The sequence below is a fragment of the Pseudomonas sp. v388 genome (genome assembly GCF_003935425.1).
Taxonomy (GTDB): domain Bacteria; phylum Pseudomonadota; class Gammaproteobacteria; order Pseudomonadales; family Pseudomonadaceae; genus Aquipseudomonas.
Genome location: NZ_RHQN01000007.1, coordinates 282,846 through 308,852, shown reverse-complemented (window position 1 = coordinate 308,852; position 26,007 = coordinate 282,846). Strand labels below are relative to the sequence as shown.

Annotated in this window: 27 protein-coding genes and 1 pseudogene; 15 read left to right on the top strand and 13 right to left on the bottom strand. The window is 62.4% G+C overall.

Going from position 1 to position 26,007, the window contains the following annotated elements; translation table 11 throughout:
- The first annotated feature begins 191 nt into the window (after nt 1-191).
- On the top strand, nt 192-1,331 hold the full coding sequence (gene ssuD / locus EGJ27_RS18230; RefSeq protein WP_125832132.1) for an FMNH2-dependent alkanesulfonate monooxygenase: 1,140 nt from the start codon (nt 192-194) through the stop codon (nt 1,329-1,331).
- Nucleotides 1,332-1,345: 14 nt separating this feature from the next.
- Here ssuD and EGJ27_RS18225 read toward each other — a convergent pair whose 3' ends face one another.
- Nucleotides 1,346-1,687: an antibiotic biosynthesis monooxygenase gene (locus EGJ27_RS18225; protein WP_125832131.1), complete on the bottom strand. Its 342-nt coding sequence runs from the start codon at nt 1,685-1,687 to the stop codon at nt 1,346-1,348.
- 87 nt (nt 1,688-1,774) lie between these two features.
- On the opposite strand from EGJ27_RS18225, the gene soxR reads away from it, so the two are divergent.
- Complete coding sequence (gene soxR, locus EGJ27_RS18220) at nt 1,775-2,236, top strand: redox-sensitive transcriptional activator SoxR (RefSeq protein WP_125832130.1); 462 nt, start codon at nt 1,775-1,777, stop codon at nt 2,234-2,236.
- Here the strand turns inward: soxR and EGJ27_RS18215 are convergent.
- Both EGJ27_RS18215 and EGJ27_RS18210 read right to left on the bottom strand, forming a co-directional pair.
- Nucleotides 2,227-3,654 carry an FAD/NAD(P)-binding protein gene (locus EGJ27_RS18215; protein WP_125832129.1) on the bottom strand — a complete coding sequence of 476 codons (1,428 nt, stop codon included), beginning with the start codon at nt 3,652-3,654 and terminating at the stop codon, nt 2,227-2,229. The genes soxR and EGJ27_RS18215 overlap by 10 nt on opposite strands.
- Before the next feature lie 23 nt (nt 3,655-3,677).
- On the bottom strand, nt 3,678-4,247 hold the full coding sequence (locus EGJ27_RS18210) for a helix-turn-helix domain-containing protein (protein WP_125832128.1): 570 nt from the start codon (nt 4,245-4,247) through the stop codon (nt 3,678-3,680).
- A gap of 92 nt (nt 4,248-4,339) precedes the next feature.
- On the opposite strand from EGJ27_RS18210, the gene EGJ27_RS18205 reads away from it, so the two are divergent.
- The 7 genes from EGJ27_RS18205 to EGJ27_RS18175 all read left to right on the top strand — a co-directional run bounded on the left by EGJ27_RS18205 (nt 4,340) and on the right by EGJ27_RS18175 (nt 11,518).
- Nucleotides 4,340-5,260, top strand: a complete 921-nt coding sequence (locus EGJ27_RS18205; RefSeq protein ID WP_125832127.1) for a DMT family transporter — start codon at nt 4,340-4,342, stop codon at nt 5,258-5,260.
- A 155-nt stretch (nt 5,261-5,415) separates the two neighbouring features.
- A complete protein-coding gene (locus EGJ27_RS18200) occupies nt 5,416-8,358 on the top strand; it encodes a monovalent cation/H+ antiporter subunit A (RefSeq protein WP_125832126.1) in 2,943 nt (980 codons plus the stop codon).
- Nucleotides 8,358-8,702 carry a Na+/H+ antiporter subunit C gene (locus EGJ27_RS18195; protein WP_125832125.1) on the top strand — a complete coding sequence of 115 codons (345 nt, stop codon included), beginning with the start codon at nt 8,358-8,360 and terminating at the stop codon, nt 8,700-8,702. The genes EGJ27_RS18200 and EGJ27_RS18195 overlap by 1 nt, the downstream gene beginning before the upstream one ends.
- Complete coding sequence (locus EGJ27_RS18190) at nt 8,699-10,384, top strand: monovalent cation/H+ antiporter subunit D (RefSeq protein ID WP_125832124.1); 1,686 nt, start codon at nt 8,699-8,701, stop codon at nt 10,382-10,384. Before EGJ27_RS18195 ends, EGJ27_RS18190 begins: the two co-directional genes overlap by 4 nt.
- Complete coding sequence (locus EGJ27_RS18185; protein WP_125832123.1) at nt 10,381-10,869, top strand: Na+/H+ antiporter subunit E; 489 nt, start codon at nt 10,381-10,383, stop codon at nt 10,867-10,869. The genes EGJ27_RS18190 and EGJ27_RS18185 overlap by 4 nt, the downstream gene beginning before the upstream one ends.
- Complete coding sequence (locus EGJ27_RS18180; RefSeq protein ID WP_125832122.1) at nt 10,866-11,144, top strand: K+/H+ antiporter subunit F; 279 nt, start codon at nt 10,866-10,868, stop codon at nt 11,142-11,144. The genes EGJ27_RS18185 and EGJ27_RS18180 overlap by 4 nt, the downstream gene beginning before the upstream one ends.
- A complete protein-coding gene (locus EGJ27_RS18175; RefSeq protein ID WP_125832121.1) occupies nt 11,141-11,518 on the top strand; it encodes a Na+/H+ antiporter subunit G in 378 nt (125 codons plus the stop codon). The genes EGJ27_RS18180 and EGJ27_RS18175 overlap by 4 nt, the downstream gene beginning before the upstream one ends.
- A gap of 32 nt (nt 11,519-11,550) precedes the next feature.
- Here EGJ27_RS18175 and EGJ27_RS18170 read toward each other — a convergent pair whose 3' ends face one another.
- Nucleotides 11,551-12,018: a hypothetical protein gene (locus tag EGJ27_RS18170; protein WP_125832120.1), complete on the bottom strand. Its 468-nt coding sequence runs from the start codon at nt 12,016-12,018 to the stop codon at nt 11,551-11,553.
- 429 nt (nt 12,019-12,447) lie between these two features.
- On the opposite strand from EGJ27_RS18170, the gene EGJ27_RS18165 reads away from it, so the two are divergent.
- Nucleotides 12,448-12,678, top strand: a complete 231-nt coding sequence (locus EGJ27_RS18165) for a DUF2789 domain-containing protein (protein WP_125832119.1) — start codon at nt 12,448-12,450, stop codon at nt 12,676-12,678.
- 5 nt (nt 12,679-12,683) lie between these two features.
- Here the strand turns inward: EGJ27_RS18165 and EGJ27_RS18160 are convergent, their stop codons facing one another.
- The 4 genes from EGJ27_RS18160 to iolB form a co-directional block, all read right to left on the bottom strand.
- The gene (locus EGJ27_RS18160; protein WP_125832118.1) at nt 12,684-14,168 is read right to left on the bottom strand and encodes a DUF2235 domain-containing protein; all 1,485 of its coding nucleotides are present in this window, start codon (nt 14,166-14,168) and stop codon (nt 12,684-12,686) included.
- 348 nt (nt 14,169-14,516) lie between these two features.
- On the bottom strand, nt 14,517-14,921 hold the full coding sequence (locus tag EGJ27_RS18155; protein WP_025259414.1) for a TraR/DksA C4-type zinc finger protein: 405 nt from the start codon (nt 14,919-14,921) through the stop codon (nt 14,517-14,519).
- Nucleotides 14,922-15,219: 298 nt separating this feature from the next.
- Nucleotides 15,220-16,239, bottom strand: a complete 1,020-nt coding sequence (locus EGJ27_RS18150) for a Gfo/Idh/MocA family oxidoreductase (protein WP_125832117.1) — start codon at nt 16,237-16,239, stop codon at nt 15,220-15,222.
- Between the two features lie 104 nt (nt 16,240-16,343).
- Nucleotides 16,344-17,153, bottom strand: a complete 810-nt coding sequence (gene iolB, locus EGJ27_RS18145) for a 5-deoxy-glucuronate isomerase (protein WP_125832116.1) — start codon at nt 17,151-17,153, stop codon at nt 16,344-16,346.
- Between the two features lie 503 nt (nt 17,154-17,656).
- Between iolB and EGJ27_RS25355 the strand changes: the two are divergent.
- A pseudogene (locus EGJ27_RS25355) lies at nt 17,657-18,505 on the top strand (PAS domain-containing protein); the annotation flags it as partial.
- Between the two features lie 87 nt (nt 18,506-18,592).
- Nucleotides 18,593-19,051 carry a methyl-accepting chemotaxis protein gene (locus EGJ27_RS25350; protein WP_371920866.1) on the top strand — a complete coding sequence of 153 codons (459 nt, stop codon included), beginning with the start codon at nt 18,593-18,595 and terminating at the stop codon, nt 19,049-19,051.
- A gap of 28 nt (nt 19,052-19,079) precedes the next feature.
- On the opposite strand, the gene EGJ27_RS18135 is transcribed toward EGJ27_RS25350, so the two are convergent.
- From EGJ27_RS18135 to EGJ27_RS18125, 3 genes are read right to left on the bottom strand one after another with little or no spacing between them, the layout of a single operon-like run.
- A complete protein-coding gene (locus EGJ27_RS18135; RefSeq protein ID WP_125832115.1) occupies nt 19,080-20,093 on the bottom strand; it encodes a lysylphosphatidylglycerol synthase domain-containing protein in 1,014 nt (337 codons plus the stop codon).
- Nucleotides 20,090-21,355: a cardiolipin synthase ClsB gene (gene clsB / locus EGJ27_RS18130; RefSeq protein WP_125832114.1), complete on the bottom strand. Its 1,266-nt coding sequence runs from the start codon at nt 21,353-21,355 to the stop codon at nt 20,090-20,092. The genes EGJ27_RS18135 and clsB overlap by 4 nt, the downstream gene beginning before the upstream one ends.
- Nucleotides 21,352-22,137 carry an endonuclease/exonuclease/phosphatase family protein gene (locus tag EGJ27_RS18125; protein ID WP_177523054.1) on the bottom strand — a complete coding sequence of 262 codons (786 nt, stop codon included), beginning with the start codon at nt 22,135-22,137 and terminating at the stop codon, nt 21,352-21,354. Before EGJ27_RS18125 ends, clsB begins: the two co-directional genes overlap by 4 nt.
- A gap of 173 nt (nt 22,138-22,310) precedes the next feature.
- On the opposite strand from EGJ27_RS18125, the gene EGJ27_RS18120 reads away from it, so the two are divergent.
- The 3 genes from EGJ27_RS18120 (at nt 22,311) to EGJ27_RS18110 (ending at nt 23,983) form a co-directional block, all read left to right on the top strand.
- Complete coding sequence (locus EGJ27_RS18120; protein ID WP_125832113.1) at nt 22,311-22,745, top strand: hypothetical protein; 435 nt, start codon at nt 22,311-22,313, stop codon at nt 22,743-22,745.
- Nucleotides 22,746-22,798: 53 nt separating this feature from the next.
- Entirely contained in the window at nt 22,799-23,302 is a 504-nt protein-coding gene (locus EGJ27_RS18115) for a DUF4142 domain-containing protein (protein ID WP_125832112.1), read from the top strand.
- A 141-nt stretch (nt 23,303-23,443) separates the two neighbouring features.
- Entirely contained in the window at nt 23,444-23,983 is a 540-nt protein-coding gene (locus tag EGJ27_RS18110; RefSeq protein ID WP_125832111.1) for a cytochrome b, read from the top strand.
- Between the two features lie 27 nt (nt 23,984-24,010).
- Here the strand turns inward: EGJ27_RS18110 and nagZ are convergent, their stop codons facing one another.
- Together nagZ and EGJ27_RS18100 are read right to left on the bottom strand one after the other, a co-directional pair.
- A complete protein-coding gene (gene nagZ / locus EGJ27_RS18105; protein ID WP_177523057.1) occupies nt 24,011-25,009 on the bottom strand; it encodes a beta-N-acetylhexosaminidase in 999 nt (332 codons plus the stop codon).
- Between the two features lie 101 nt (nt 25,010-25,110).
- The gene (locus EGJ27_RS18100; protein WP_125832109.1) at nt 25,111-25,827 is read right to left on the bottom strand and encodes a TetR/AcrR family transcriptional regulator; all 717 of its coding nucleotides are present in this window, start codon (nt 25,825-25,827) and stop codon (nt 25,111-25,113) included.
- Nucleotides 25,828-26,007: the final 180 nt, after the last annotated feature.

The following is a 26,007-nucleotide window of genomic DNA, read 5'->3' as shown; positions in this document are numbered from 1 at the left end:
GTTGGCTGCTACAAAATGTGCTGCTGACACAGCGCAATCACCCCTAACCCGCCTTCCACAACCGGCACCCCATATTCATTCCAGATCTAAAAATATGGTTTTAGGTTCTTTTACGGAATATCCGCAAGCCTTTATAAAGGTCGGCACCTAAAGGCTGCCGGCGAGCGGCTGTTCACTTCCAAGGATCTGTCATGAACGTTTTCTGGTTTCTACCGACCCACGGCGACGGCCACTACCTGGGCACGACCAAAGGTGCCCGCCCCGTTACCCTGAATTACCTCAAACAAGTCGCCCAGGCCGCCGATGACCTGGGTTACTACGGCGTGCTGATCCCCACCGGCCGCTCGTGCGAAGACTCCTGGGTGATCGCTTCCGCACTGGTGCCACTGACCGAACGCCTGAAGTACCTGGTCGCGATTCGCCCCGGCATTATTTCCCCCACCGTTTCCGCACGCATGGCCGCGACGCTGGACCGTCTGTCTGGCGGGCGCTTGCTGATCAACGTCGTGACCGGCGGCGACCCGGATGAAAACCGTGGCGACGGCAGCTTCCTGGACCACAGCGAACGCTACGAAGTGACCGACGAGTTCCTGCACATCTGGCGCCGGGTGCTGCAAGGCGAAGCCGTGGACTTCGAAGGCAAGCACCTTCGCGTCCAGAACGCCAAGGCGCTGTACCCGCCGATTCAGAAGCCGTATCCACCGCTGTATTTTGGCGGATCGTCCGACGCCGCCCATGACCTGGCAGCCGATCAGGTCGACGTCTACCTGACCTGGGGAGAGCCTCCGGCAGCGGTGGCCGAGAAACTGGCCGATATCCGCGAACGCGCCGCTCGCAAGGGTCGCACGGTGAAATTCGGCATTCGCCTGCACGTGATCGTGCGCGAAACCAGTGAAGATGCCTGGAAAGCCGCCAACACCCTGATCGAACACATCAGCGACGAAACCATCGCCGCCGCTCAAAAGTCCTTCGCCCGGTTCGACTCCGAAGGTCAGCGGCGCATGGCGGCCTTGCACGACGGTCGCCGGGACAATCTGGAGATCGCGCCCAACCTGTGGGCCGGCGTCGGTCTGGTGCGCGGTGGTGCCGGTACGGCGCTGGTCGGCAACCCCCAGGAAGTGGCGGCGCGTATCAAGGAATACGCCGACCTCGGCATCGAAAGCTTCATCTTTTCCGGCTATCCGCATCTGGAAGAAGCCTACCGTTTCGCCGAACTGGTCTTCCCGCTGCTGCCCGAGCCCTACGCCAGCCTGGCTGGACGCGGCATCACCAACCTGACCGGCCCGTTCGGCGAGATGATCGCCAACGACCTGCCGCCGCAGCCCAAGTAACCCGCCTCTGCTCGTCAGGCCGCGCCACGCGGGGCGACCTGACCCATCACCTTGAAGCTGCCGAAGGTCGCCGACCTTACCCGGAACCGCCTCAACATCAGGCCCAGATCCAGATCAGCTGCCTCGACATTCCGACAAGCCTGCTCGCCACAGGGCCGAGAACGCCACAGCACCTGATGCAGAACGCGCAGCCCGTCATCGCTGGCCTGCACGCGAGCCTCCAGAAAGCCTGGGTAGCTGGCGGTATAACGCTGGTCACGCTCGATCAAGGCACTGATCAAACCGGCCTGCTCACGCGGCTCGACGGCGTATTCGATCAACTGGCTGAACGGTCCCTCTTGCTCCGGCGTTGCCATGGTGCTGCCCTCCTGTTTGCAGTTGCTTTCGACGTGCACGCAGGGTAAAACCTCGAGCTTACTTGAGGTCAAGCGGGAATTTTGCCGATGAACCCTTCACCTGAACCGCGGATCGCTCCGTTGCTGACGGTCGGTCAACTGGCAGCGCGCAGCGGCGTCGCGGTCAGTGCCCTGCACTTTTACGAAACCAAAGGGCTGATCGCCAGCCAGCGCAATGCCGGAAACCAGCGACGCTACCCGCGAGATGTGTTGCGGCGCGTGGCGTTGATCAAGGTCGCCCAGCGCCTGGGTATTCCACTGGCAAGCATTCATGCCGCCTTGCAGACGTTGCCCGAAGGACGCACCCCGACCGCCGAGGACTGGAACCTGCTGTCGATGCAATGGCGGGCAGAACTGGACGAACGCATCCAGCGCCTGACTGCGCTGCGCGACCAGCTCACCGGCTGCATCGGTTGCGGCTGTCTGTCGATGCAGGCCTGCCCGCTGCGCAACAGCGACGACCAATTGGGCCGGCAAGGCGCAGGGCCGCAGTTGCTGGATCAGGAATGACTGGTTGCGCCCTGCAGCTCGACCAGGCGCAAGGCCAGTGCCTTGGCCTGGGCCGCGACGTCGGTGACCGCGGTGCTTTCCCACCACAATCCGCGCAGCGGCGGACCCAGGCTGAACAGATGTGGCGAATATCGGCCTTGCGCATCGCACACCGCGCCGCCTGCGTCGGCAGCGATGCCCAGCGCCAACGGACCGGGCTGGATCAGGCCGCGCGCCAGCAGTTGCCGGGGCAAGGCGCGGTCGACGCGGCGCCAGTCGTATTCGATTCCGGTGGAATTGATCAACGCGTCGCCGGTCACGTAAGACAGGCTGGCCTGCCCGCGCCGACGCAGGCCAATGCGTATTTGTCCGTTGTCATCCGACTCGACGCTGCGCAACGTTGCCGCGTGGATCGTCAGGCGCCCTTGCTTGACGCATTGCGCCAGCAAGGCGGCGCTCGGTGGCGGTGAGCGATGATGATGGCTTTCCCACCAGGGCCGCACATGGCGCACGAATTGCCGACGCTGAATATCGCTGGCTTGATGCCACAACCGGCCGATATTGGCCCGTACCGTATCGAGCGGCGCCTGCCAGTCGATACCGCTTTCGATGGCCAGCTCGCACTGTTCGCGCACCTTGCGCAGCAATTGCCGTGGGCTGCGGATCGTAGTGTCCTGGCTCAGGAAGTCAGGCCATGGCGGCGGTTGGCGACGCACATGCGGCAACAGGCCATGACGCGAGTACACGTCAATGGGACCGCGATGCCCGGCTTGCTGCAAGGACACTACCGCATCGACCATGGTCAGCCCGGAGCCGACGATCAGTACCCGCGCCTGGGGATCGAGCGTGCGCATCGCCGCAACATCCCACGGATCGAGAGCCGCCGCGTTCAGGCCGCTGGATTGTCGCTGCGGCGTGCGGGCCGCTGCGTACATGCCGGTGGCGAGCACGGCGAAACGTCCGTGCAGCGCGGTGCCATCGGCCAGGGTGAGCCCGACACCCTGTGCGTCGACCTGCAGATCCACCGCCTCGCCGCGCACATGCTCGACACTTGAGCCCCATTCGGAACCCATCGCTTCGGCCTCGCTGAGGCGCTGCTGGACATACAGGCCAAAGATGCCGCGCGGCGGGAAGATATCGGCCACCGGCAGTTGCAGTTCAAGGCCCTGGGGCCAGCCGCCGCCCGCCAGGAAATCGGCCAGCCATTGAGTCAGATCGTCGGCGTTATCCGGATCGACGCTCATGCGCGCCGCATTGCCGTTCAATGTGTGGCCTGGCTCGGTGGCGCTGTAGGCTTCGCCTCGGCCCAGTTCGCTGCGGGTTTCGACGATCAGGATTCGTCGTGTGCCCGGCTGGCGCAGCAGTTGCGCGGCGAGCAGCGTACCGCTGAGGCCGCCGCCAACGATCAGGATGTCGGCTTGAAGGGTGCGAGTGGTCATTGAAAGTCCGTTTCGAGCTGATATCAGAGCACGACGGTGCGCACGAAGCGCAGCGGTGCCGTCCCATGGTTGCGATAGCTGTGCGGCTGGTTGCTGGGAAACATGAAGAATTCGCCCGACCCGACTTCGCGGGCGTCGACACCCTGTGCGAAGGCGACGGTCAGGCGGCCTTCGACCACGTAGACCTGCTCGCTCCAGCCATCCGGATCCGCTTCGGAGGCATACACGTCGCCGGGCGCCAGGCAGAACTCCCACAGCTCGACTTCCCGGCGTGCGTTGGCCTTGGCCAGCAAGGTCGCTCGGCTTCCCTCCCCGGCACCGGTCCAGGCCAGTTCGTTGATGCGACTGTGATCGCGCAGCTCCGGCGCCTGGACCAAGTCACTGAACGCGACATCCAGCGCCTCGGCCACACGGTCAAGGGTCGCCAGGCTGACGTTCTTCTCCCCGGCCTCGATCGCCACCAGCATGCGCCGGCTTACCCCGGAGCGCTCCGCCAATGCGTTCTGGCTCAAGTCAGCAGCGTGCCGCAAGCGCCGTACATTCTGGCTGACGTGTTGCAGGACCGGAGCGCGCTGTGGGTTTTCTTTATCCATCTGATTTCATCCGAACCGGGTGCGCACTATACTGCCCACTTTTACACCGCAATCTGTGTTGTCCATTCAATCCCCGCAGAGCCCGCTCATTCATGAAAACCAGTCGTTGGACGCCGCGCGTCAGTAAAGCAGAACTTGTGCTGATCCTGATCACCATCTTGTGGGGTGGAACCTTTCTGCTGGTCAAATACGCCCTGACTTCCAGCGGGCCGATGTTTTTCGTCGGGCTGCGGTTCGCCGCGGCGGCCGCCATCGTAGCGCTGTTTTCCATGAAAGTGCTGCGTGGCCTGACATTACTCGAGTTGCGCGCCGGTGTGGCCATCGGCACGGCGATCATGCTCGGCTACGGCTTGCAGACCATCGGCCTGCAGACCATTCCCAGCAGCCAGTCGGCGTTCATCACCGCGCTGTACGTGCCTTGCGTGCCGTTGTTGCAATGGCTGGTGCTGGGACGTCGGCCGGGGCTGATGCCAAGCCTGGGGATCGCGCTGGCGTTTACCGGCCTGTTGCTGGTGTCAGGCCCGCAAGGCGCCGCATTGCAGTTCAGCCCCGGCGAGCTGGCGACCATTGTCAGCGCCGTGGCGATTGCCGCCGAAATCATTCTGATCAGCGCCTACGCCGGCAAGGTCGACGTGCGGCGGGTGACCGTGGTGCAACTGGCGACCGCCTCGGTGCTGGCCTTCCTGATGATCGTCCCGACCGGCGAGCATTTGCCGCAGTTCTCCTGGCTGCTGGTGATCAGCGCCGTAGGCCTGGGCGCAATGAGCGCGGTGATTCAGGTCGCCATGAACTGGGCGCAACAAAGTGTCTCACCCACCCGTGCCACGGTGATCTACGCCGGCGAACCGGTATGGGCAGGCATCGCCGGACGACTGGCCGGCGAAAGGCTACCGGCAATTGCCTTGCTCGGCGCCGCCCTGATCGTCGCCGGCGTCATCGTCAGCGAACTGAAAAGACGCCCGGTCGCCCAGACTGCGTCTGATGACGACCAGCCCCTTGAGAAAGCGGAATAGAAGCAGCGAGCCGAACGGCGTAGGACAAAATCCGTGCCCGGCGGCGAAAGATTATCCTTACCGGACATTTCTTGTAGGAAATTCGGCGGTCTCAGGTTTTGCGATGTGCTGTCTGGCACGTATGATGCTTATCTTTTCCTGCAGACTAGAAGCCTATGTCCCTGATAGTTCTACTGCTTCTGCCGTTCATTGGCAGCTGTCTCGCGGCTTTCCTGCCGCACAACGCGCGTAACGCCGAATCGATCCTCGCCGGGCTGATCGCCGTGACCGGTGCGCTGCAATGCGCACTGTGGTTCCCGCAGATTGCCGACGGCGGCATGATCCGTGAGGAATACGTCTGGCTGCCAAGCCTGGGCATCAACTTCGTACTGCGCATGGACGGGTTCGCCTGGATGTTCTCGATGCTGGTGCTGTGCATCGGCGCGCTGGTGTCGCTGTACGCGCGGTACTACATGTCGCCGGACGACCCGGTGCCGCGGTTCTTCTCGTTTTTCCTGGCGTTCATGGGCGCCATGCTGGGCCTGGTGATGTCGGGCAACCTGATCCAGATCGTGTTTTTCTGGGAGCTGACCAGCGTTTTCTCGTTCCTGCTCATCGGCTATTGGCATCACCGCGCCGACGCCAGACGCGGCGCGTACATGGCGTTGATGGTGACCGGCGCCGGCGGCCTGGCGCTGCTGGCCGGCATGTTGCTGCTGGGCCATGTGGTCGGCAGCTACGATCTGGACCGCGTACTGGCTTCGGGACAAGCCATTCGCGAGCACGCCTTGTATCCGGTGCTGCTGACCCTGATTCTGATCGGCGCCCTGAGCAAGAGCGCGCAGTTTCCATTCCACTTCTGGCTGCCTCACGCCATGGCCGCGCCAACGCCGGTCTCGGCCTATCTGCACTCGGCAACCATGGTCAAGGCCGGTGTGTTCCTGCTGGCGCGGCTATGGCCGGCGCTGTCGGGCACCGAGCAGTGGTTCTGGATCGTCAGTGGCGCCGGTGCCTGCACCCTGATTCTGGGCGCCTATGCCGCCATCTTCCAATACGACCTCAAGGGCTTGCTGGCGTACTCGACCATCAGCCACCTTGGGCTGATTACCCTGTTGTTGGGCCTCAACAGCCCGCTGGCAGCGGTGGCAGCGGTGTTCCACATTCTCAATCACGCGACGTTCAAGGCCTCGCTGTTCATGGCTGCGGGAATCATCGACCATGAAAGCGGCACCCGGGACATCCGGCGACTCAGCGGGCTGATCAAGCTGGTGCCGTATACCGCGACCCTGGCGATGGTCGCCAGCGCCTCGATGGCGGGCGTACCGTTGATGAACGGCTTTCTGTCCAAGGAAATGTTCTTCGCTGAAACCGTGTTCATTTCCTCCACCGCCTGGGTCGAAATGGCCTTGCCGGTCATCGCCACCATTGCCGGTGCATTCAGCGTGGCCTACTCGCTGCGCTTCACAGTGGACGTATTCTTCGGCCCGGCCGCCAAGGATTTGCCGCACCTGCCCCACGAACCTCCACGCTGGATGCGCGCGCCGGTGGAACTGCTGGTCATGGCCTGCCTGGTGGTGGGTATTTTCCCGGCCCAGTCCGTTGCCCCCTTGCTGGCCGCGGCCGCACGGCCGGTGGTCGGTGGTACGCTGCCCGAGTACAGCCTGGCGATCTGGCACGGCTGGAATGCGCCGATGATCATGAGCCTGATCGCCATGGCCGGCGGCGTGCTGCTGTATCTGCTGCTGCGCAAGCCGTTCAAGCGTGAGCGCTTCCCTTTCCCGCCGCTGGTGGGACGTCTGAACGGCAAGCGCTTCTTCGAACGCAGTCTGGTGGTGATGATGCAGTGGGCGCGTCGCTTCGAACGCGCCTTCACCACTTACCGCCTGCAACCGCAACTGTTTCTGCTGGTGGCCGCCGCCGCGCTGGGCGGGTTCATCCCGATGTATTTCAGCGGGCTGACCTGGGGCGATCGCCCGAAGATTCCGGGTTCGGGGGTATTCGTCGCCTTGTGGCTGATTGCGATCGCCTGCGCCCTGGGCGCGGCGTGGCAGGGCAAGTACCACCGCCTCGCGGCACTGATCATGGTCAGCGTCTGCGGCCTGATGACCTGCATCACTTTCGTCTGGTTCTCCGCGCCGGACCTGGCCCTGACCCAGCTGGTGGTGGAAGTGGTCACCACGGTGCTGATCCTGCTGGGCCTGCGCTGGCTGCCGCGCCGCAATGAAGACGTAGCGCCACTGGTCAGCACGCGCCTGAAGGCCCGCGCCCGCCGGGTTCGCGACCTGATACTGGCAACCCTGGTCGGCCTGGGTATGGCCCTGCTGTCCTACGCCATGTTGACCCGCCAGACGCCCAACGCCATTTCCTCGTTCTACCTCAGCCGCGCGCTGCCCGAGGGCGGCGGTACCAACGTCGTGAACGTCATGCTGGTGGACTTCCGCGGTTTCGATACCTTCGGCGAAATCACCGTGTTGTCGGCGGTGGCACTGACGGTGTTTGCCCTGCTGCGCCGCTTCCGTCCACCCAAGGAAAGCATCGCCCTGCCCGCTCAGCAGCGGTTGCTGGCCCAGGACGTGGTGACCGATCTGGTCAACCCGCGCAGCGCCAGCGACACCGCGCTGGGCTTCATGATGGTGCCGGCGGCATTGGTGCGCCTGTTGCTGCCGATTGCCCTGATCATCTCGATGTACCTGTTCATGCGCGGTCATAACCAGCCGGGCGGCGGTTTCGTCGCCGGGCTGGTGATGTCGGTGGCGTTCATTCTGCAATACATGGTGGCCGGTACCCAGTGGGTCGAGGCCCAGATGAGCCTGCGTCCGCTGCGCTGGATGGGCACCGGTCTGTTCACTGCAGTGTTGACCGGGATCGGCTCGATGGTGCTGGGTTATCCGTTCATGACCACCCACACCGCTCACCTGCATCTGCCGCTGCTGGGCGATATCCACTTCGCCAGCGCGCTGTTCTTCGATGTCGGCGTGTTTACCGTGGTGGTCGGCTCGACCCTGCTGATCCTCACCGCACTGGCGCACCAGTCAGTGCGCAGCCACCGCCCGACCCAGCTGCCCAAACCGGTTGCCAACCCCGTTGGTCAAGCCGCTGCCTCACAAGGAGTCGTCTGATGGAAGAAGTCATTGCCGTAGCCATCGGCGTCCTGGCCGCCTCGGGGGTCTGGTTGATCCTGCGCCCGCGGACCTTCCAGGTAGTGATGGGCCTGTGCCTGCTGTCCTACGGGGTCAACCTGTTCATCTTCAGCATGGGCAGCCTGTTCATCGGCAAGGAGCCGATCATCAAGGACGGCGTGCCGCAGGATCTGCTGCACTACACCGACCCGCTGCCCCAGGCGCTGGTGCTCACCGCCATCGTCATCAGTTTTGCGATGACCGCCCTGTTCCTGGTGGTGCTGCTGGCGTCCCGTGGCCTGACCGGCACTGACCACGTCGACGGCCGGGAGCCCAAGGCATGATCTGGATGAACCAGCTGATCGTGGCACCCATTCTGCTGCCCTTGTTGACCGCCAGCCTGATGCTGTTGCTGGGGGAAAAACATAGAACCCTCAAGGGCCGTATCAATCTGCTGTCGAGCATGTTGGGGCTGGGCATTGCCGTGGCGCTGTTGATGCGGGTCCAGCAGAGCGGCACCAGCGGTTCCATCGGCGTCTACCTGCCGGGCAACTGGGAGGTGCCGTTCGGCATCGTGCTGGTGGTCGATCACCTGTCGGCGATGATGCTGGTGCTGACCGGCATCATCGCGGTGTGCGCGCTGATGTTCGCGCTGGCCCGCTGGGACCGTGCCGGCGCCAGCTTTCACGCGTTGTTCCAGATTCAGCTGATGGGCCTCTATGGCGCGTTCCTGACTGCCGACCTGTTCAATCTGTTCGTGTTCTTCGAGGTGCTGCTGGCGGCGTCCTACGGCCTGATGCTGCACGGCTCGGGTCGCGCACGGGTCTCGGCCGGTCTGCATTACATCTCCATCAACCTGCTGGCGTCGTCGCTGTTCCTGATCGGCGCGGCGCTGATCTATGGCGTGACCGGCACGCTGAACCTGGCCGACCTGGCGATCAAGATTCCCCAGGTCCCGGAAGCCGATCTGGGGCTGCTGCATGCAGGCGCGGCGATTCTGGCGACCGCGTTTCTGACCAAGGCCGGCATGTGGCCATTGAATTTCTGGCTGGTGCCGGCCTACTCGGCGGCGAGCGCGCCGGTGGCGGCACTGTTCGCGATCATGACCAAGGTCGGCATCTACACGCTCCTGCGCCTCTGGACCCTACTGTTCTCCGGCAGTGCCGGCGCGTCGGCTTTCTTCGGCGGCGACTGGCTGATCTACGGCGGCATGGCGACCATCGTCACCGCTGCGCTGGCGATCATCGCCGCCCAGCGCCTGGAGCGTCTGGCGAGCCTGAGCATTCTGGTGTCGGCGGGCATCCTGTTGTCGGCCATCGGTTTCGCCCAGCCCAGCCTGACCGCCGGCGCGCTGTTCTATCTGGTCAGCTCGACCCTGGCGTTGAGCGCGCTGTTCCTGCTCGGTGAATTGATCGAGCGTTCACGTTCGGCCAATGAGATCCCGCTGGAAGAGGACGCCGACCAGCTGCCGCGCAACATGGAATCCCTGCATCCGCCGCCCGGCGCCAACCTGGATGAGCAGCAGAAGGTTGTGGTCGGCCAGGTGATTCCCATCACCATGGCCTTTCTCGGCCTGAGCCTGGTGGCCTGCGCGCTGCTGGTGATCGGCATGCCGCCGCTGTCCGGATTCATCGGCAAGTTGACGCTGCTCAGTGCGCTGATGAACCCGCTGGGCCTGGACGTCGCTCAGGACGAACCGATTTCCGTGCCGGCAGGCATGCTCATCGGGTTGCTGATCTTTTCCGGACTGGCCTCGCTGATTGCCTTCGCCAGACTCGGCACCCAGCGTTTCTGGACTCCGCACGAGCGGCCGTCGCCGGTGCTGCGCCGGCTTGAGTACATGCCCATCGTGATCCTGTTGGGGCTGTGCATCGGCCTGACGGTGATGGCCGAGCCGCTGCTGCGCTACACCCGCGACACTGCGGCGGCCCTTCACGAACCCAAGCAGTACGTGCAGTCGGTGCTGGCGGCACGCCCGGTGCCCGGTCCTTCCAGCGGCGCGGGCCTTTCGGAGGTGCAGCCATGAAGTCGCTGTTTCCCGCACCCTGGTTTTCGCTGGCGCTGTGGGTGCTCTGGCTGGTGCTCAACGGCTCGCTAAGCCCCGGCAACCTGTTGCTGGGTGCGCTGTTGGGTTTTCTCGCGCCGTTGCTGATGCAGCGGCTGCGGCCTCAGCGGGCGCGCTATAAAAACCCGCTCGCGATTCTCAGGCTGTTTCTGTTGGTGGGGCGCGATGTGGTGATCTCCAATCTGCAGGTGGGCTGGACGGTGTGGAACGCCCGGCGGCGCCCGCCGCGCTCGGCATTCGTGCGAATCCCGCTGGATCTGCACGACGCCAACGGCCTGGCCGCGCTGGCCATGATCACCACTGTGGTGCCCGGCACTGTATGGTCGGAGCTGGCGCTGGACCGCAGCGTGCTGCTGATGCATGTCTTCGATCTGGCGGACGAGGCGCAATTCATCGAACACTTCAAGTCCACTTACGAGCGCCCGTTGATGGAGATTTTCCAATGAGTGCCCTGCTCGACAACGCGATCCTGATCAGCCTGTTCATTTTCGCCCTGGCGATGGTCGTCACCCTGCTGCGATTGTTCCGCGGGCCATCGGCCCAGGACCGGGTGCTGGCGCTGGATTACCTGTACATCACCGCCATGCTGATGATGCTGGTGCTGGGCATCCGTTACGCCAGCGACACTTATTTCGAAGCGGCGATGCTGATCGCCCTGTTCGGCTTCGTCGGCTCGTTCGCGCTGGCCAAATTCCTGCTTCGCGGGGAGGTGATCGAATGAATTCCGTGCAGGAAATGCCCATCTGGGCAGAGGTGCTGACCGCCACCCTGCTGATCGCCAGCAGCCTGTTCACCCTGACCGGCGCGATGGGTTTGCTGCGCATGAAGGACTTCTTCCAACGCATGCATCCGCCTGCGCTGGCTTCGACGCTGGGTGCCTGGTGCGTGGCGCTGGCCTCGATCATCTACTTCTCGCAGCTTGAATCGGGACCGGTGATTCATGCCTGGCTGATTCCGATCCTGCTGGCAATCACCGTGCCGGTGACCACCCTGCTGCTGGCGCGCACTGCGCTGTTCCGCAAGCGCATGGCCGCCGAAGACGTGCCCCCGGAAGTCAGCAGCACCCGACTCGATGGGGAGTCAGGCGGCAGCTGAGCGAACGCCCAGCTGTTCCGGACCGGGCCGGCTTACTCGCTGGCCTTGAACGTCAGTTCGCCCTTGCGCCATTTGGCGGCCTTGCCGACGGCTGTCTTGAGCGTCTTGCTCATGCCGGCCAGCAACTGCTCCCTGGCCGCAAAGACCATGACCACCGAGTGACCTTCCTTGAAAACGATGCCCTGGCCTTCAGGGGTCGTCACGTGGGCATAGTCGCCCAACCCGTAGACTGCCAGCTTGATGTCGCGAAACTTGATTTCGAACTTGCCGCCTTCTCGGCTGGCCAGTACCGATGCACGGAAGTGATCGCCGACCTTGAGTTCGAGACTCGGTTTGTCATCCACCACCATCGCGGTCTCGGTGTCGATTTCAGCGATGTAGATGCCTTCGGCCGATTGCTCGGTGATGTAGACGAACCGCGACTGGAAGTGTTTGACCAATTGTGCGCGGAGATCTCCGAGCACGAACAACGCATGGGTATCCAGGTTACTTACTGCCAAGGTACAAACCCTCAAACATGAAAAATACCTGCCTGGACCCGCCAGGCAGTCAAGAAGATTGCTGCATCCTATGCCGCCGTGTAACACGGCTGAAAACATCGAGCGCCGTACCGCAGGCGCCGGGCCTTGCGCCGCGGCCTGTACAGGCTGAGGCGGGATTCTACCGGCTAGCGGGGTCCAACGGATACAGGCCATGGCGCAAACTACTGACGCGGACCGCACGCAGCGCGGCGCACCGGAAACACCCGGACACAGGCGTGCGGGAAGCGATAGTAAAGTGTTGCCAGGGACACCTGCACATTACCACTTACCACCGGGGCAGAAAAAGATTGTGGCAGGCCGCGGCGCACGACGGTCGAACTCTTGTTCCCGATCACCACTCCGATGCAGTACACCTGATGAAACAACGGCGTCCGCCGAGGAGATGATATGGAACTGCAAGCACGTAGCCTGGCTGACCTTTTTGCGCAACTGGGACTGGATTCCGATCAAGCCAGTATCGATGCGTTCGTTGCCAGCCATTCGCTGCCCGACGATGTGAAACTGATCGACGCGGAGTTCTGGACGCCCCAGCAATCGCGCTTCCTCAAGGAAGAACTGCGTGAAGATGCAGACTGGGCACCCATCGTCGACGAACTCAACGTCCTGCTTCATAAATAACACCCTCATTGGGGATAACCGGGCTGTCCGACATTGGGATGACGAACCCGACCGCCCGGTGCCGGGGCGTGCACGAAGACCGCGTCACTGAGGGTACCGATGCTGCCCAGTGTCCCGCCCCAGTGCGCGGAACGGTGGATGTAGCGCCAGCGCAGGATGCGCTCTTCATGTTCATCCAGCGTATAAGGCCCGCCACGGGCGTAATACATGAGCTTTCCCGCGATGCTTCGCAGCTCCGAGGGCAGAGTGAACTGCGGCCGATTGGGAATAGGCAGCAACGGCACGCCCGCCTGGCACGCCAGATCGTGCATGACTCGCAGATGGACCCGCGACAGGTGCCCGTACACCTGCCGCCGTAGACACACCGCCGCCGCGACGGTCTTGGCCCCCAGCCTGCTGCTTCGCCCGCGTCCGATGGACTCGCAGCATTCCACCCGCAACGAGGCCTGCGTGTCGCCTGGGTCGAGCATCCAGCGCTCGGCGTCCATATGCTGTAGGTCCGCCAGGCTGTTGAGCCAGGCCTGACTGGCCTCGCATGGACTGTCGCGATACACCAGGCTGACGCGCGGGCGGGTCAGCAGCACTTGCTCAAGCATCTGCACCGGATAACCGCCGCCGATGTCGGCGTGGGCTCCGGGCAGCACGATCTCCCGGGACCAGACCGGGGCGATACTGTTGAGTGCGAAGTTGCGCCGCGCCTCGTCGCGGGCCACCAGATGCACCACATGCTCGGCACAGCCTTGGGGGAGATACAAGTTGACCCGGACGTTGGAGGCGTCGCTGATGTTTCCCAGATCCTTGAAGCTGCCGACTGCCGCGACCGTATCGAACAGCCCGACGAACCTGACCTTGACGCTGTCGTTGTGCCAGGCAAAACACCTGCTGCGCGGCACCCGGCGGCTGCTCAGAATCGGCTCCAGCGCCCCCTTGCTCTGTTTGAGTATCTCGTTGACGAAATGCCGCGCCGAGGCCGCTCCCCGGCTGAAGCCGAACACATCCAGTTCCAGCGCCTGGATCACGCAGCCGGGGTTGTCCTGGGCGAACCGCTTCAAACGCGATTCAAGCTTGGTGAAGGCCCGCTCGACCTTGGCAACGACACCCGTCAGCCCGCGCCCGAAACTCTGTCCCGGCCATAATGAATCGCGCCCACCAGAAGTTGTACCCGCGCCACTGATATAAATCGGCCAATGGACTTTCAAACCTTGCCCATCGTCCTGCGCCAGACTCTGGTGACGATAAAGTTCGACCAGCCAGGCAATATTACTCAGCTCATTACTGTAACTACTGCCCGACTCCAGATGCCGTCCCGCGCACTGGGCAGTATGCCTACCGGCATTGACTTCCATCATCGCCTGACATTCGGCGCCGATCCGACTGTTGACCCTGTTGTTGGCCGTCCCGTCGAAGAACAGCCCCGCCCGTACCGTTACCGGCTGCCCGGCCACTGTACCGAGCGGTCGAACCTGCAGAACATTCCTTGTCTTTTGCATAACACGTGCGTCCATAGAAAGATTGATAATCCACCGTATCCGGATAACTTTTTGATACAGTTAATTAACGATCTTGCTCAGCACGAGTTGACAGTCAAGCGACGGGTAACTATTCAGATTCATCCTACAAACTAGCGCGACAACCCGTATCCCGTTAGTGAAATTTCTTCGGAAGTTAGTGACTTTAATCTTTTATCACCTGGGAATAGCCATTCATTCCAATAGTAAGAGTGGGCCATGTGGCGGTCGCACGGGTCGAGGGTGGCCGGTGGCCGAATTTCAGGCACAACGAAACCGGGAGGCAATTGCTTGCCTCCCGGTCGGGTCACTCAGGCGTGGCGCTGAAGATCAGGCCTGGCGCTGGTGCTTGTCGATCTGCTCGTGACGCTCTTGCGCTTCGATGCAGTACTTGGTGGTCGGACTGATCAGCAGGCGCTTGAGGCCGATAGGCTCGCCGCTGTCGTCACACCAGCCAAAGGTGTCATCCGCAATCCGCGACAAGGCCATTTCAAGCTGCGGCAGCATGCGCTGGTCACGGTCGATCACATTGACCAACCAGTGACGCTCTTCTTCTACCGAAGCTGCATCGGCAGGGTCTGCAGGCGTATCCAGGCTTTCGATGGCAATACGACTTTGCTCGATACGCTCGTGGATTTCGACCTTCATGGCCTGCAACAGCTCGACGAAGAAAGCATGCTGCTCAGCATTCATGTAGTCATCGGCCGGCATGGCCAGCAACTTTTCCTTTGTCATTGATTTCTCTATAAAAAAACGTGCATTGAGGAGCGGCTCAACGTTGCCGTAAAAGCGCCATCATTTCCAAGCGCCACCTGGCACTCAATTTACGAGGGGCGGCAGTCTAAGGCCGGCTTTGTCGCTCGGCAACCTAATTGAGGGGTTTTTCCATAACAATTACGGTGCCGGCGCTGCGTAAGCGGTCTGGATCGCGCCTGGACAACGGGTTTGAAGAGTTTATGACCCGGCCGGGGCGGTTCGGTTCCAGCGCCGGCCGGCCGCGACCGCCCGGCGAATGCCGCCCTCGGCGGCCTTTCTAGAGTTCCACCACTCGCCCTTGCTCGGCGCTGGTGCGTGCGGCGTCCATGACGATGGCCCCGGCCACGGCTTCATACGGATCGACCGGGTTGCGCCCCTGTCCATCGACCGCCAGGCGCAGCAGACGATAGAACTCCTGCCAGCGACCACGCTCGGAAGGCACTCGCACACGATGTTCGCCCTGTTCGATCCAGCCCCAGCGCTCTTCGGCCTCGACGCCCCAGCGCTCGCCTTCACTGCGGGGCGTCAGCCCGGCCATGGCGGCGGCTTCCTGACCGTCAAGCCCTTCGACGCTGTAGCAGCCCAATGAACCGCTGACCCGGAACCTCGGCTTGGGGGTGTTCTGCAGACAGCTGCCGGACAGATGCGACACAACACCGCCGGCATGGGTCAAGGCCAGGAAGAAGGTGTGATCCAGCAACGGGTCGGCAGCCGCGTATTGCAGCTCGGCATAGACCCTTTTGACCGGCCCGAACAACACCAGCGCCTGATCCACCAGATGACTGCCCAGATCACGCAGCACACCGCCGCCGCTGGCCTTGCCGACCGACGAAGGCGAGAAGCGCTCGATGCTGGATTCGAATCGAGTGATGGGGCCCAGCGTCTGTTCATCGAGCAGCTTGCGAATGGTCAGGAAGTCCGAATCCCAGCGTCGATTCTGGAACACGCTGAGCATCACCCCGCCACGCTCGGCGGCATCCACCAGCTCTCGAGCCTGGGCAGCGCTTTGCGCGAAAGGCTTGTCACTGACCACCCCGATACCCAGGCCGATCGCTTCTAGGATCAAGGCCCGGCGCGAGGCCAGTGGCGTGGAGATCGCCACCACGTCCACACCGGCCGCAGCCAGGTCGGCCAGCGAGTCGAACGTCGCCACGCCGGGATGGTCGGCGGCGACTTCTTGCCTGCGCTGCGGCGAGCGCGTGACGACGCCCGCAAAGCTGGTACCCGCCAGCCCCGAAATCAGAGTGGCATGAAAGTAACGCCCACCCTTGCCATATCCCACCAGTCCGATTCTCATAGCTGCTCCTGATCGTTTACCCACGCGTCGCACGCCGCCGCAGGGTGCCCATGATAGCGCGCAGCACGACCTTGCCGCCGCTGGCATTGCCCGCCAGCGGCCGCTTACAGATCCATCAGCCAACTGTGCTGCGAATCATCGCGGGCTTGCCGGCCACGGGTGGGGCCAGCCATGACATTGAGACAGCACGCTTCGTAGCCATAGGGCACGCACACCGGGTGATACCCTCTGGGCACGGCGACCAGGTCGTGATTTTCCACGGCCATGGCCTGATCCAGACTGCGGTCCTCAGTGTAGACCCGCTGGAAAACGAACCCTTGGGGTGGATTGACCTGGTGATAGCAGGACTTTTCCAGAAAGCTTTCGTCCGGCAGGTTATCCAGGTCGTGCTTGTGCGGCGGGTAGCTGGAGCAGTGTCCGGAAGGCGTGCGCACCTCCACCACCAGCAGCGAGTGCGCCAGCTCGGTGTCCGGCAGTATTTCACAGACATAGCGGGTGCAGGCGCCAGTGCCGCGCACGCTGCGCTTCATGCTGTCCGGCGTGAGCAATCGAGCCGGGACCGGTTTGGCGCTGTCGCCCGGCGCCGAGCACACGGCCACATGGGCCGGGCCCAGGGCCGTCAGGTGCGCCTGGCTGTGAGGCGGCAGGTACATGGCGAACGGCGAAGCGTCCTCGAAGACCGAATGGCGGTCGCCGATATTCTCCCAGCCGAACGCGCCTTGCCCGAGCGCTTCGCCAGTGACGCTGGCGTGGCCGGTGAGTAACACGACACACAGTTCCCGGTCCGCCGCATCCAGCGGCAGCCGCTCCCCCGCTTCGAGACGATAGGCGGCAAAGCCGACGTAAGTCAGCAGGCCCGCCGGCAGCGCCACGATATCGCGCCCCTTGGGGTTGCTTCTGGTGAGCAGATTCATGAATAGATCCTCGTCCATCGGGCACCGGTGCGCTGCAGGTCGCCCACGAAGCGAATCTGCAAGCGCGAATGGGCATGGCTGCACCGCTATGACAGTAATCAGTGACTGTTTTTGTACAGGATCGAAAGCCCGCGAAGACACCCGGCACTCCAAAAAACCTGATGCACGCGCGCCTGTCACGCCTGGCAATGAGAGTGCAACTCCCCATAAATCCCCGGGCTACTTCGGTTCGCATTTCGACCTTCCAGTCTGGAGGATAGATGCCCGGACCGAAGAACTGCCGGATCGAGCGCTGCAGCACGTCGGAACGCAACGGCGGGCAAGCCATGCCGCTCAGCGAACGGCGCGCGTCGCCCCTTCAAAATGAGGTGACCCGACCATCGTGAAGCGCCAAAAGACACTCATCCGGATGGCTTGCGCAGGACTATTCATTGTTAACGGTATTTTTTGTACAGCGGTTATACAAATGCAGCGTAGATGTACATATAGTGCCATCACTGCTCATGACGGGCATGACCTCCAGAAGAGATCAAGACCAGGGACCGAAACCGTTTCCAGACCTTACAAGCCAGGCCACCTCCGTGTTCTTCAATTCCAAGAAAGAGCTTTCCACGCTGCAACATGTCATCGAAACCCAGGCCTGGCTACTGACAGCCATCGATCGTTCCATGGCAACCATCGAGTTCGATCTCGATGGCAGGGTCCTCGACGCCAACGACAACTTCCTCGCCACCATGCGCTACACCCGTGAGGCCGTGGTGGGCAAGGAGCACAAGATGTTCTGCCCCGACGACTACGTGCGCGGCAGTGAGTACACTCGCCTGTGGGCACGGCTGCGGGCCGGCGAGTACGTTGCGCAGACCTTTCGCAGGATCGCCGGCGACGGCCGCACCGTCTGGCTGGAAGCCAGCTACAACCCGGTCAAGGACAGTTCGGGCCGTCCGGTGCGGGTCATCAAGTACGCGCTGGACGTGACTGACAAGGTTCAGGCAGAGAGCGAAGCCCAGAACAAGCTGCAAGCCATCGACCGCGCCATGGGTGTCATCGAGTTCGACCTGCAAGGCCACATTCTGCGCGCCAACAGCAATCTGACCGGCCTGGTGGGCTACAGCGAAGCAGAACTGCTCGGCAAGCACCATCGGATGCTGTGCCCCAGCGATCTGGTCAGCAGCCGCGAATATGCTGACTTCTGGCGCCGACTCAACGCTGGCGAGTTTTTCAGCGGCCAGTTCCGACGCGTCAACCGCCAGGGTCGGACGCTGTGGCTGGAAGCCAGTTACAACCCGGTCTACGACGCCGACGGAAAACTGTGGAAGATCATCAAGTTCGCCTCGGACATCACCGCCAGGGTCGAGCAACACGAACAGGACGCGAGCAGCGCCGCGCAGGCGTATCACATCTCCGTTCAGACCCAGGACATCACCGCCCAAGGTACCGAAGTGATTCAGCAGGCCGCGGCGGAGATGCGGCAGATTTCGATCAACATCGAAGAGTCGTCACGGATGATCGCGCAACTGGGCGAGCGTTCGGAGCAGATCACCGCCATCGTCAATACGATTCGCAGCATTGCCGACCAGACCAACCTGCTGGCGCTCAATGCCGCTATCGAGGCGGCGCGTGCCGGTGAACAGGGTCGCGGATTCGCCGTGGTGGCCGATGAAGTTCGTCAGCTGGCCGGACGCACCAGCCGTTCGACCGCAGAGATTTCCGAGATGATCGGGGTGATTCAGAACGAGACGCGCCAGGCCATCGAGAGCATGGACAACACTCGCAGCAATGCCGCCAAGGGGGTCGAACTGGCAGACCGCGCCGGATCGGTCATCGTGCAGATCAGCGATGGCACCCGCGAGGCGGTGAACGCGGTGAAAACCTTCGCCCGACAGGATCAGCAGCGCTGACCCCGCGAGCGCACGGCGCAGAAGGCGGTCAGGAGGTTCCGTGCGGAGCGCCGGCTTTACCGGCGCTACGCTCCTGGTTCTGCTGCCCCATCTTCTTGGCGCGCTTTTCCAGCACCAGGTAGACCACCACCGCAACCAGCAACGGCAGCAGGAAGTAGACGGCCCGATAACCGATCAGGGCCGCGAGCATGCTGCCCTTGGAAAACTGGTGCGACAGCAAGGTGATGAACACGGTCTCCAGAACGCCCAGCCCCGCCGGAATATGGGTGATGACACCGGCAATGCTGCTGATCAACAACACGCCCAGCACCGCCGGATAGAACGCCTCTTTTGGCAATAGCGTGTAGATCACCAGCGCCATCAAGGACCAGTTCAGCGCCCCCAGCCCGGCCTGCATCAATGCCTGCTTGAGCGAAGGGAGCACGATCTCCTGACCGCGGATCGTCCATGAGCGCCGCGTGGAAAAGCGACACGCCACCAGATACGCCGTGCAGACCGCCAGCAATGCAAAGCCGATCAGCTGCAGCGAGGTGGTGCCGATTGCCCACTGTTCCGGCAATTCCAGAAAGCGCAACGAAAAGACGATACCTGCCAGGAACATCCAGCCCAGCCAGTTGGTGATCAGGCTCAGGCTCAGAATCCGGGTAATGGTCGGCACATCCAGGCCCAGCCGCGAATACAGGCGGTAACGCAGCGCGATGCCGCCTACCCAGGAACTCAGGTTGAGGTTGAAGGCATAGCAGACAAAGGTCACCGGCACGATCTGCTTGATCGACAGTTTATGACGCGTGTAATAGCGCGCCAGGATGTCGAAACCGCAATAGGTCAGGTAACTGGCACAGGCAATCGCCCCGGCAATCAGCAAGGTACTAGCCTTGTACGACTGCAACGCATGGCTGACTTCTTTCCAGTCCAGGTTCTTCACCAGCAGAAACAGGAGCACCGGTACCGCAATGAAGAAAAACGCGTTGAAGGCCCGCTTGGCCCATTTCCACTTGCTGCTCTGTGGATGTCCGGCGGATGCATCGGCTGCCTGGGTCATAACGTCTTCTCCTGATCCGGCATTTCCCGGCTGGCTTGCTGCTGTTCTTCAATGACACTGGCCTCGGGCACCACATCTCCGGCACGGACCGGCTTGAGCCGCATGCCGTGGACCGGAAACAGTCCGGCGATGGCCGGAAAGTGGCGCAGAAAGTGAAAGCACAGGAATATCATCGGCGCTCGCCACCATTGACCTCGTGCCGCACCCTTGAGGCTGATCTGGGTACTGTGGGCGGCGGCCAGATCGCGCAGATGCTCGTGCAGGTGCTGGTTCAGCTCGCGGTCGCGAATGAACAGGTTGGCTTCCAGGTTCAGGGCCAGACTGAGCGGATCGAGGTTGCTGGACCCCACTGTCGACCATTCGTGATCGATCAGCGCCACCTTGCCGTGCAGGGCACGCTGTTTGTACTCGTGGATCACCACCCCGTCGCGCAACAGATAGGTGTAGGTCAGGCGCGAGCAGACGCGCACGAACGGCATGTCCGGCTGGCCCTGGAGAATCAGCGTGACCTTGACCCCGCGTCGCGCCGCGTTGCGCAGTTCGCGCAGAAAACGATAGCTGGGAAAGAAATACGCGTTGGCCAGGGTGATGCGCTGGTTGGCCTTGCGAATCGCATCCAGGTAATGCTCTTCGATGTCGGTGGTGTGTTCGGTGTTGTCACGTTCGGCCAACAACATGCGGGCGCTGCCGGCACGGTCGAGCTTGAGCGGGATCGACGTCAGCTTGCCACGCACCCCTTCACTGAGCATATGCAAGGCGCTGCGGTGGATGCTGGCAATGATCGGCCCCCGCACCAGCACGGCATAGTCCTGCTTGGCGGTCAGGCCGCTGTCGGTCATGTGGTCGACGCTGTAGTTGATCCCGCCGATGAAGCCCAGCTCTCCATCGATCACCACCACTTTGCGATGCAGGCGACGAAACAGGTTGGTACGCATGCCCATGAACCGGGGACGCGGGTCGAACAGCTGGATCTGGATGCCCACATCGAGCATGGCGCGCACGAACGCCGAGCTGAGGTCGGAAGTGCCGTAGTCATCCACGGTGACCACCACCTGCGCGCCATTGTTGGCGGCCTGGATCAGCGCCTGCTGAAGCTCGACGCCGATGCGGTCCTCGAAAATGATGAACGTCTCGACCAGCACCTGCTTGCGTGCGGCGCGAATGCACTCGAATACGCGGGTATAGAAATCCTCGCCGTTGATCAGCAATTCGACGGAGTTGCCGTCGATCCATTTGCCCTGCCTGACTGTCTCCTGAGTCATAAGGTCACCTCCACCGCCAGCGGTGCATGATCGGAAAGATGGGACCACGGACGATTGGACAGCACTTTCGGCCGATGGGTTGTGGCATTGCGCACATAGATGCGGTCGAGCCGCAGCAACGGCCAGCGCGCCGGAAAGCTCTTGGCCGGCGCGCCGAAACGCTGCACGAAGACTTCGTGCAGGCCGGTACCCTGCAGCAGCGCATCGGCCCGCAGGCGCCAGTCGTTGAAGTCGCCGGCCACAATGACCGGTGCGCCCTCCGGCAGGCGGGCCATCAGCTCGGCCAGCAACTTGAGCTGGGCCCGGCGGTGGCTCTCCATCAGGCCCAGATGGACACAGACGGCATGCACTTCACCGAAGTGCGGCACGTCGAGCACGCAGTGCAACAAGCCGCGCTCCTCGGTGCCATGGATGGAAATGTCCAGGTTCTCGTGACGCAGGATCGGGTACTTGGACAGCAACGCGTTGCCATGGTCGCCTTCCGGATACACCGCATTGCGTCCATAAGCGAAATCGCTCCACATGCTGTCGGCCAGGAATTCGTACTGGGAAATCGTCGGCCAGTCCTTCACCCGAGCGGCATGGCTCTGGTGCTCGCCGTGCACTTCCTGGAGGAACACAACGTCGGCCGATACGCTGCGCACCGCTTCGCGCAGCTCTGGCAGAATGAAGCGCCGATTGAAGATGCCAAAGCCCATATGCATATTCATGGTCAGCACATTCATCGAAATGCTCGCCGATACCGGTTTGATATCGCCGACAGGCGTGTTGGCACTGGTCAAGTCTCGCTCCTCGATCATGGTTCACGTCATATGAAGCCTGCCGCGCGCACAGGTTCCATGCGCTGCCCACGCCAGACGCGTCCGGCCACCCGCACCGCCGTTCGTCATGTGCGCCGGAACTTCGCCCCGGCCGCCCGATTCCGACTAATCAAGAGCCGTGAGAGATAACCACCATGAGCCTCAAGTTCTGCATCCCCGTGGCCAGCTGCCTGGTCTGCGGCCTGGCGTTCGGCGAAGCCTGCGAGGTAACCACACGGCCGGCCAGCCCTGAGGTACCCGTGGTGCAGACGCATATCTGTTACGAATACAAGGGGATGCCGACAGGCGCCATCGACTGGTCGTGCAGCAATGAGGACAAGAGCACCGCACCCACCGAAAAACGCAAGGTGCAGAGCTGCCCTTCGGGCGCCATGGCGTCGTGCAGCGCCACCCTGACTCCAGAAACGCTCGCCAATGAGCGCTCCGCCAGTCGTGAACCTGGAGCCAACACCGTGCAGGTCCCGGACGACGCACAGCGCATCACCTGGTATTACCAGGTGCAGGAACAAGCCCAGGCGCGAATCGACTGCGAACAGGCAGGCGGGCGGTTCAGCTACCCGTTGAAATGACCCTGACACCCCACGGCACACTCATTCAACCGACCTGATGGAGATTGCGAACCATGAAACAGTTCACCCGCGTACTGCGCTCCAGCGCACTGGCATTGGTCGTCGGCATGGCGGCCGGCCAAGCCTTTGCGGCATCCCCCAGGGCATTCGTCGAAGACGCTTCTGCCAGCGGCCTGGCAGAGATCCAGAATGGCGAGCTTGCCGTACAAAAAAGCCAATCGGCTGACGTGAAGAAGTTCGCCCAGATGATGATCGACGACCACCGGGCCGCCAATCAGGAACTGATGGAACTGGCCGACAAGCTCAAACTTCCGCCTTCCGATGATGCGGCCATCACCGATCGGGTCAAGAAACTGATTCTCGAATATCGAGAGGGATCGTTCGACAAGGCGTATGCCAATAACCAGGTTGACGCCCATGAAGAAGCCGTCGAACTGTTCCGCGAACAAAGCGAGAACAACGACGTGCCGGATTTACAGGACTACGCAAGGAAAACCCTGCCCAAGCTCGAAGCCCATCTTGAGCAAGCCAAGCTGCTGCAGGCCGCTCACCCCTAACATAATCAGACGGGTGCATCAGCTGACGCTGATACCGACAGTCGGGCATGAGCTTTGCTTAAAGCCAGTCATGGCGGGTATCGCGTCAGTAAACCGATACTCGCGCCGCTACTCCGCCCGCCGGCGACAAGGAGCATGACTGTGGATGCACCGGTTTCACTTCGCTACACGGCCAAGGCCCGCTGGTTCCACTGGGCGATGGCGCTGCTGGTCGTTCTTGCATACACGTTGATTCTCAGCCGTACCCAATTCAGCCGCGGCTCGGAATACCGGCTACTGGTGGTACAGAGTCACTTTTGGGTAGGCATCCTGATCCTGCTGATGGCGTTCTTTCGTGTCGCCGAGCGGCGACGTCATCCACCGCCGGATATCCTGCCGCCGCTGGAAGGCGCACTGCGCCTGGCCGCTACACTCTCCCACTACGCCCTGTATGCGTTTCTGTTCGTTCAGCCGGTGCTTGGCGTGCTTACCGTGATGGTGGAGAAAGGCGCACTGCCTATTCCCCTGACCACACTGCAGATCCCCTGGCCCTTGCCGACATCAGGCCGCACTGCGGAATACTTCGAGGATCTGCACAAGCTGCTGGCTTCGATCTTTTATTACGTCATCGGCCTGCATGTAGTGGCCGCGCTCTGGCATCACCTGGTGCGCAAGGACAACACGCTCAAGCGCATGCTGTGAGCCAATACCCGCTGGCCAACGTCCACGTCAGCCGATCAGTTGCGCGCTGCGCAGTGCCGCCAGTGCCGCCAGCCAGCGCGGTTGCTGGCGGTACTCGACGCAGGCGTGAGCCTGGCCGCGCATGCGGGCGATGCGCGCCGACGGCTTGACCTTCAGGCGTTGCGCGGCGCCAAGCGCCAGTTCGGCGGCACCCCGGTCGTTGCACACCAGGCCCATATCGCAACCTGCCGACAGTGCCGCCTCGATGCGGCTGGCGGCGTCGCCCACCACATGGGCGCCGGCCATGGACAGGTCATCGCTGAAGATAACGCCATCGAATTGCAACTCGGTGCGCAGGATGTCCTGCAACCAGCGACGCGAGAAGCCGGCCGGCTGGGGATCAACCTTGGGATAGATAACGTGGGCCGGCATGACCGCTGCCAGCTGGGCGCTCAGGCGCGCGAACGGCACCAGATCATGGGCGCGGATCTCATCAAGGCTGCGCTCATCGGTGGGAATCGCCACGTGCGAATCCGCCTCGGCCCAACCGTGCCCCGGAAAGTGTTTGCCGGTGGCAGCCATTCCCGCCATGTTCATCCCGCGAATGAATGCACCCGCCAATTGCGCGGCCCGCTCCGGATCGCCTTCGAAGGCGCGGGTGCCAACCACGGCGCTGCGTTCATGATCCAGATCCAGCACCGGCGCAAAGCTCAGGTCAAGCCCGACCGCCAGTACTTCGGTTGCCATCAGCCAGCCGCAATGCTCGGCCAGCAGCTCGGCATTCGGGCAGGCGGCAATTGCACGCATCGCCGGCAACCGGACGAAACCCTGGCGCAGACGCTGCACGCGACCACCTTCCTGATCCACCGCCAACAGCAGGTCCGGGCGAATGGCGCGAATCGAAGCGCTCAGCTCCCGCACCTGGCGAGGATGTTCGATATTACGAGCAAAAATGATCAGGCCGCCCACTTCGGGCTGGCGCAGAAATTGACGGTCTTCGGCGGTCAGCCAGGTACCGGCGACATCGACCATCAGTGAGCCTTGCAGGCCAGAACTCATAAAATCACCCTTGCACCAGTGCCGTAATCAAATGCGCGCATGGTGCTTGATCGTGACGCCGGGTGCAATCGCCTGCTCGGCGCCAGGCGTCAGGCCTTGACGGCCTGGGGTGCGACGGCGCTGGCTTTGCTGCGCGGCTTGAGCTGCGCGGCGATCATGGCCGTGTCGGTGACGCCGGTCTCGGCGCGCATCCCGGCGGCCAGGAACGGCACCATCAGGCGCATGACCTGCTCGATGGAGGTATGAACGCCGAAATCATTCTCGGCAATGGCACGCAGCGCCTTGATGCCGGACATGCTGAACGCGGCGGCACCTAGCATGAAGTGCACGCGCCAGAACAGCTCTATGGGCGGAATGTTCGGAGCGGCCTCGTTGACCAGGGTCATGTAGCGGCGGAACACTTTGCCGTACATGTCTTCCAGGTAACGCCGCAAGTGGCCCTGACTCTGGCTGAACGCCAGACCCAGCAGGCGCATGAAGATCGACAGGTCGTTGCCGCTGCGCGGCTGCACCACCAACGCCTGTTCGACGAGGATTTCCAGCAGTTCTTCAAGAGTCGGCTTGTGATCCGGCTTGCCCTGGCGGCGCTCAAGCTCGCGATCGAGGCTGGCGCAGAAAGGTCCGAGGAACCGCGAGAACACGGCCTGGATGAGCGCCTTCTTGGAGCCGAAGTGATAGTTCACGGCAGCCAGGTTCACCGACGCCTTGCTGGTGATCAGCCGCAGCGAAGTTTCGGCAAAGCCCTTCTCGGCGAACAACTGCTCGGCGGCATCAAGAATGCGTTCAACGGTTTCCGACTGTGCCATGGCTCTCTGCCTAACAAACGAACGTTTGAAACATACGTATCAGGCGGGATGGTTGTCAAGCTTACCTGTTCATTTTATGGCCGCACGGTCACTGTTTCACCTGCTGAACGATGGAATGCAACGTCAGCTCGTCATGCCGTTCGACTCCTCCCAGTCGACCGACGGGCAGTGAAAATGAAA

Bases quoted from the DNA above. Each gene is read 5' to 3' on its own strand.
- EGJ27_RS18165 (WP_125832119.1), top strand. From the start codon at position 12,448: ATGGAACTGCAAGCACGTAGCCTGGCTGACCTTTTTGCGCAACTGGGA.
- EGJ27_RS18155 (WP_025259414.1), bottom strand. From the start codon at position 14,921: ATGACAAAGGAAAAGTTGCTGGCCATGCCGGCCGATGACTACATGAAT.
- soxR (WP_125832130.1), top strand. From the start codon at position 1,775: ATGAACCCTTCACCTGAACCGCGGATCGCTCCGTTGCTGACGGTCGGT.
- EGJ27_RS18135 (WP_125832115.1), bottom strand. From the start codon at position 20,093: ATGACCCAGGCAGCCGATGCATCCGCCGGACATCCACAGAGCAGCAAG.
- EGJ27_RS18215 (WP_125832129.1), bottom strand. From the start codon at position 3,654: ATGACCACTCGCACCCTTCAAGCCGACATCCTGATCGTTGGCGGCGGC.
- EGJ27_RS18210 (WP_125832128.1), bottom strand. From the start codon at position 4,247: ATGGATAAAGAAAACCCACAGCGCGCTCCGGTCCTGCAACACGTCAGC.
- EGJ27_RS18180 (WP_125832122.1), top strand. From the start codon at position 10,866: ATGAGTGCCCTGCTCGACAACGCGATCCTGATCAGCCTGTTCATTTTC.
- EGJ27_RS18185 (WP_125832123.1), top strand. From the start codon at position 10,381: ATGAAGTCGCTGTTTCCCGCACCCTGGTTTTCGCTGGCGCTGTGGGTG.
- EGJ27_RS18195 (WP_125832125.1), top strand. From the start codon at position 8,358: ATGGAAGAAGTCATTGCCGTAGCCATCGGCGTCCTGGCCGCCTCGGGG.
- EGJ27_RS18100 (WP_125832109.1), bottom strand. From the start codon at position 25,827: ATGGCACAGTCGGAAACCGTTGAACGCATTCTTGATGCCGCCGAGCAG.
- EGJ27_RS18190 (WP_125832124.1), top strand. From the start codon at position 8,699: ATGATCTGGATGAACCAGCTGATCGTGGCACCCATTCTGCTGCCCTTG.
- iolB (WP_125832116.1), bottom strand. From the start codon at position 17,153: ATGAATCTGCTCACCAGAAGCAACCCCAAGGGGCGCGATATCGTGGCG.
- EGJ27_RS18175 (WP_125832121.1), top strand. From the start codon at position 11,141: ATGAATTCCGTGCAGGAAATGCCCATCTGGGCAGAGGTGCTGACCGCC.
- EGJ27_RS18205 (WP_125832127.1), top strand. From the start codon at position 4,340: ATGAAAACCAGTCGTTGGACGCCGCGCGTCAGTAAAGCAGAACTTGTG.
- EGJ27_RS18225 (WP_125832131.1), bottom strand. From the start codon at position 1,687: ATGGCAACGCCGGAGCAAGAGGGACCGTTCAGCCAGTTGATCGAATAC.
- EGJ27_RS18115 (WP_125832112.1), top strand. From the start codon at position 22,799: ATGAAACAGTTCACCCGCGTACTGCGCTCCAGCGCACTGGCATTGGTC.
- EGJ27_RS18200 (WP_125832126.1), top strand. From the start codon at position 5,416: ATGTCCCTGATAGTTCTACTGCTTCTGCCGTTCATTGGCAGCTGTCTC.
- clsB (WP_125832114.1), bottom strand. From the start codon at position 21,355: ATGACTCAGGAGACAGTCAGGCAGGGCAAATGGATCGACGGCAACTCC.
- ssuD (WP_125832132.1), top strand. From the start codon at position 192: ATGAACGTTTTCTGGTTTCTACCGACCCACGGCGACGGCCACTACCTG.
- EGJ27_RS18150 (WP_125832117.1), bottom strand. From the start codon at position 16,239: ATGAGAATCGGACTGGTGGGATATGGCAAGGGTGGGCGTTACTTTCAT.
- EGJ27_RS18160 (WP_125832118.1), bottom strand. From the start codon at position 14,168: ATGCAAAAGACAAGGAATGTTCTGCAGGTTCGACCGCTCGGTACAGTG.
- EGJ27_RS18120 (WP_125832113.1), top strand. From the start codon at position 22,311: ATGAGCCTCAAGTTCTGCATCCCCGTGGCCAGCTGCCTGGTCTGCGGC.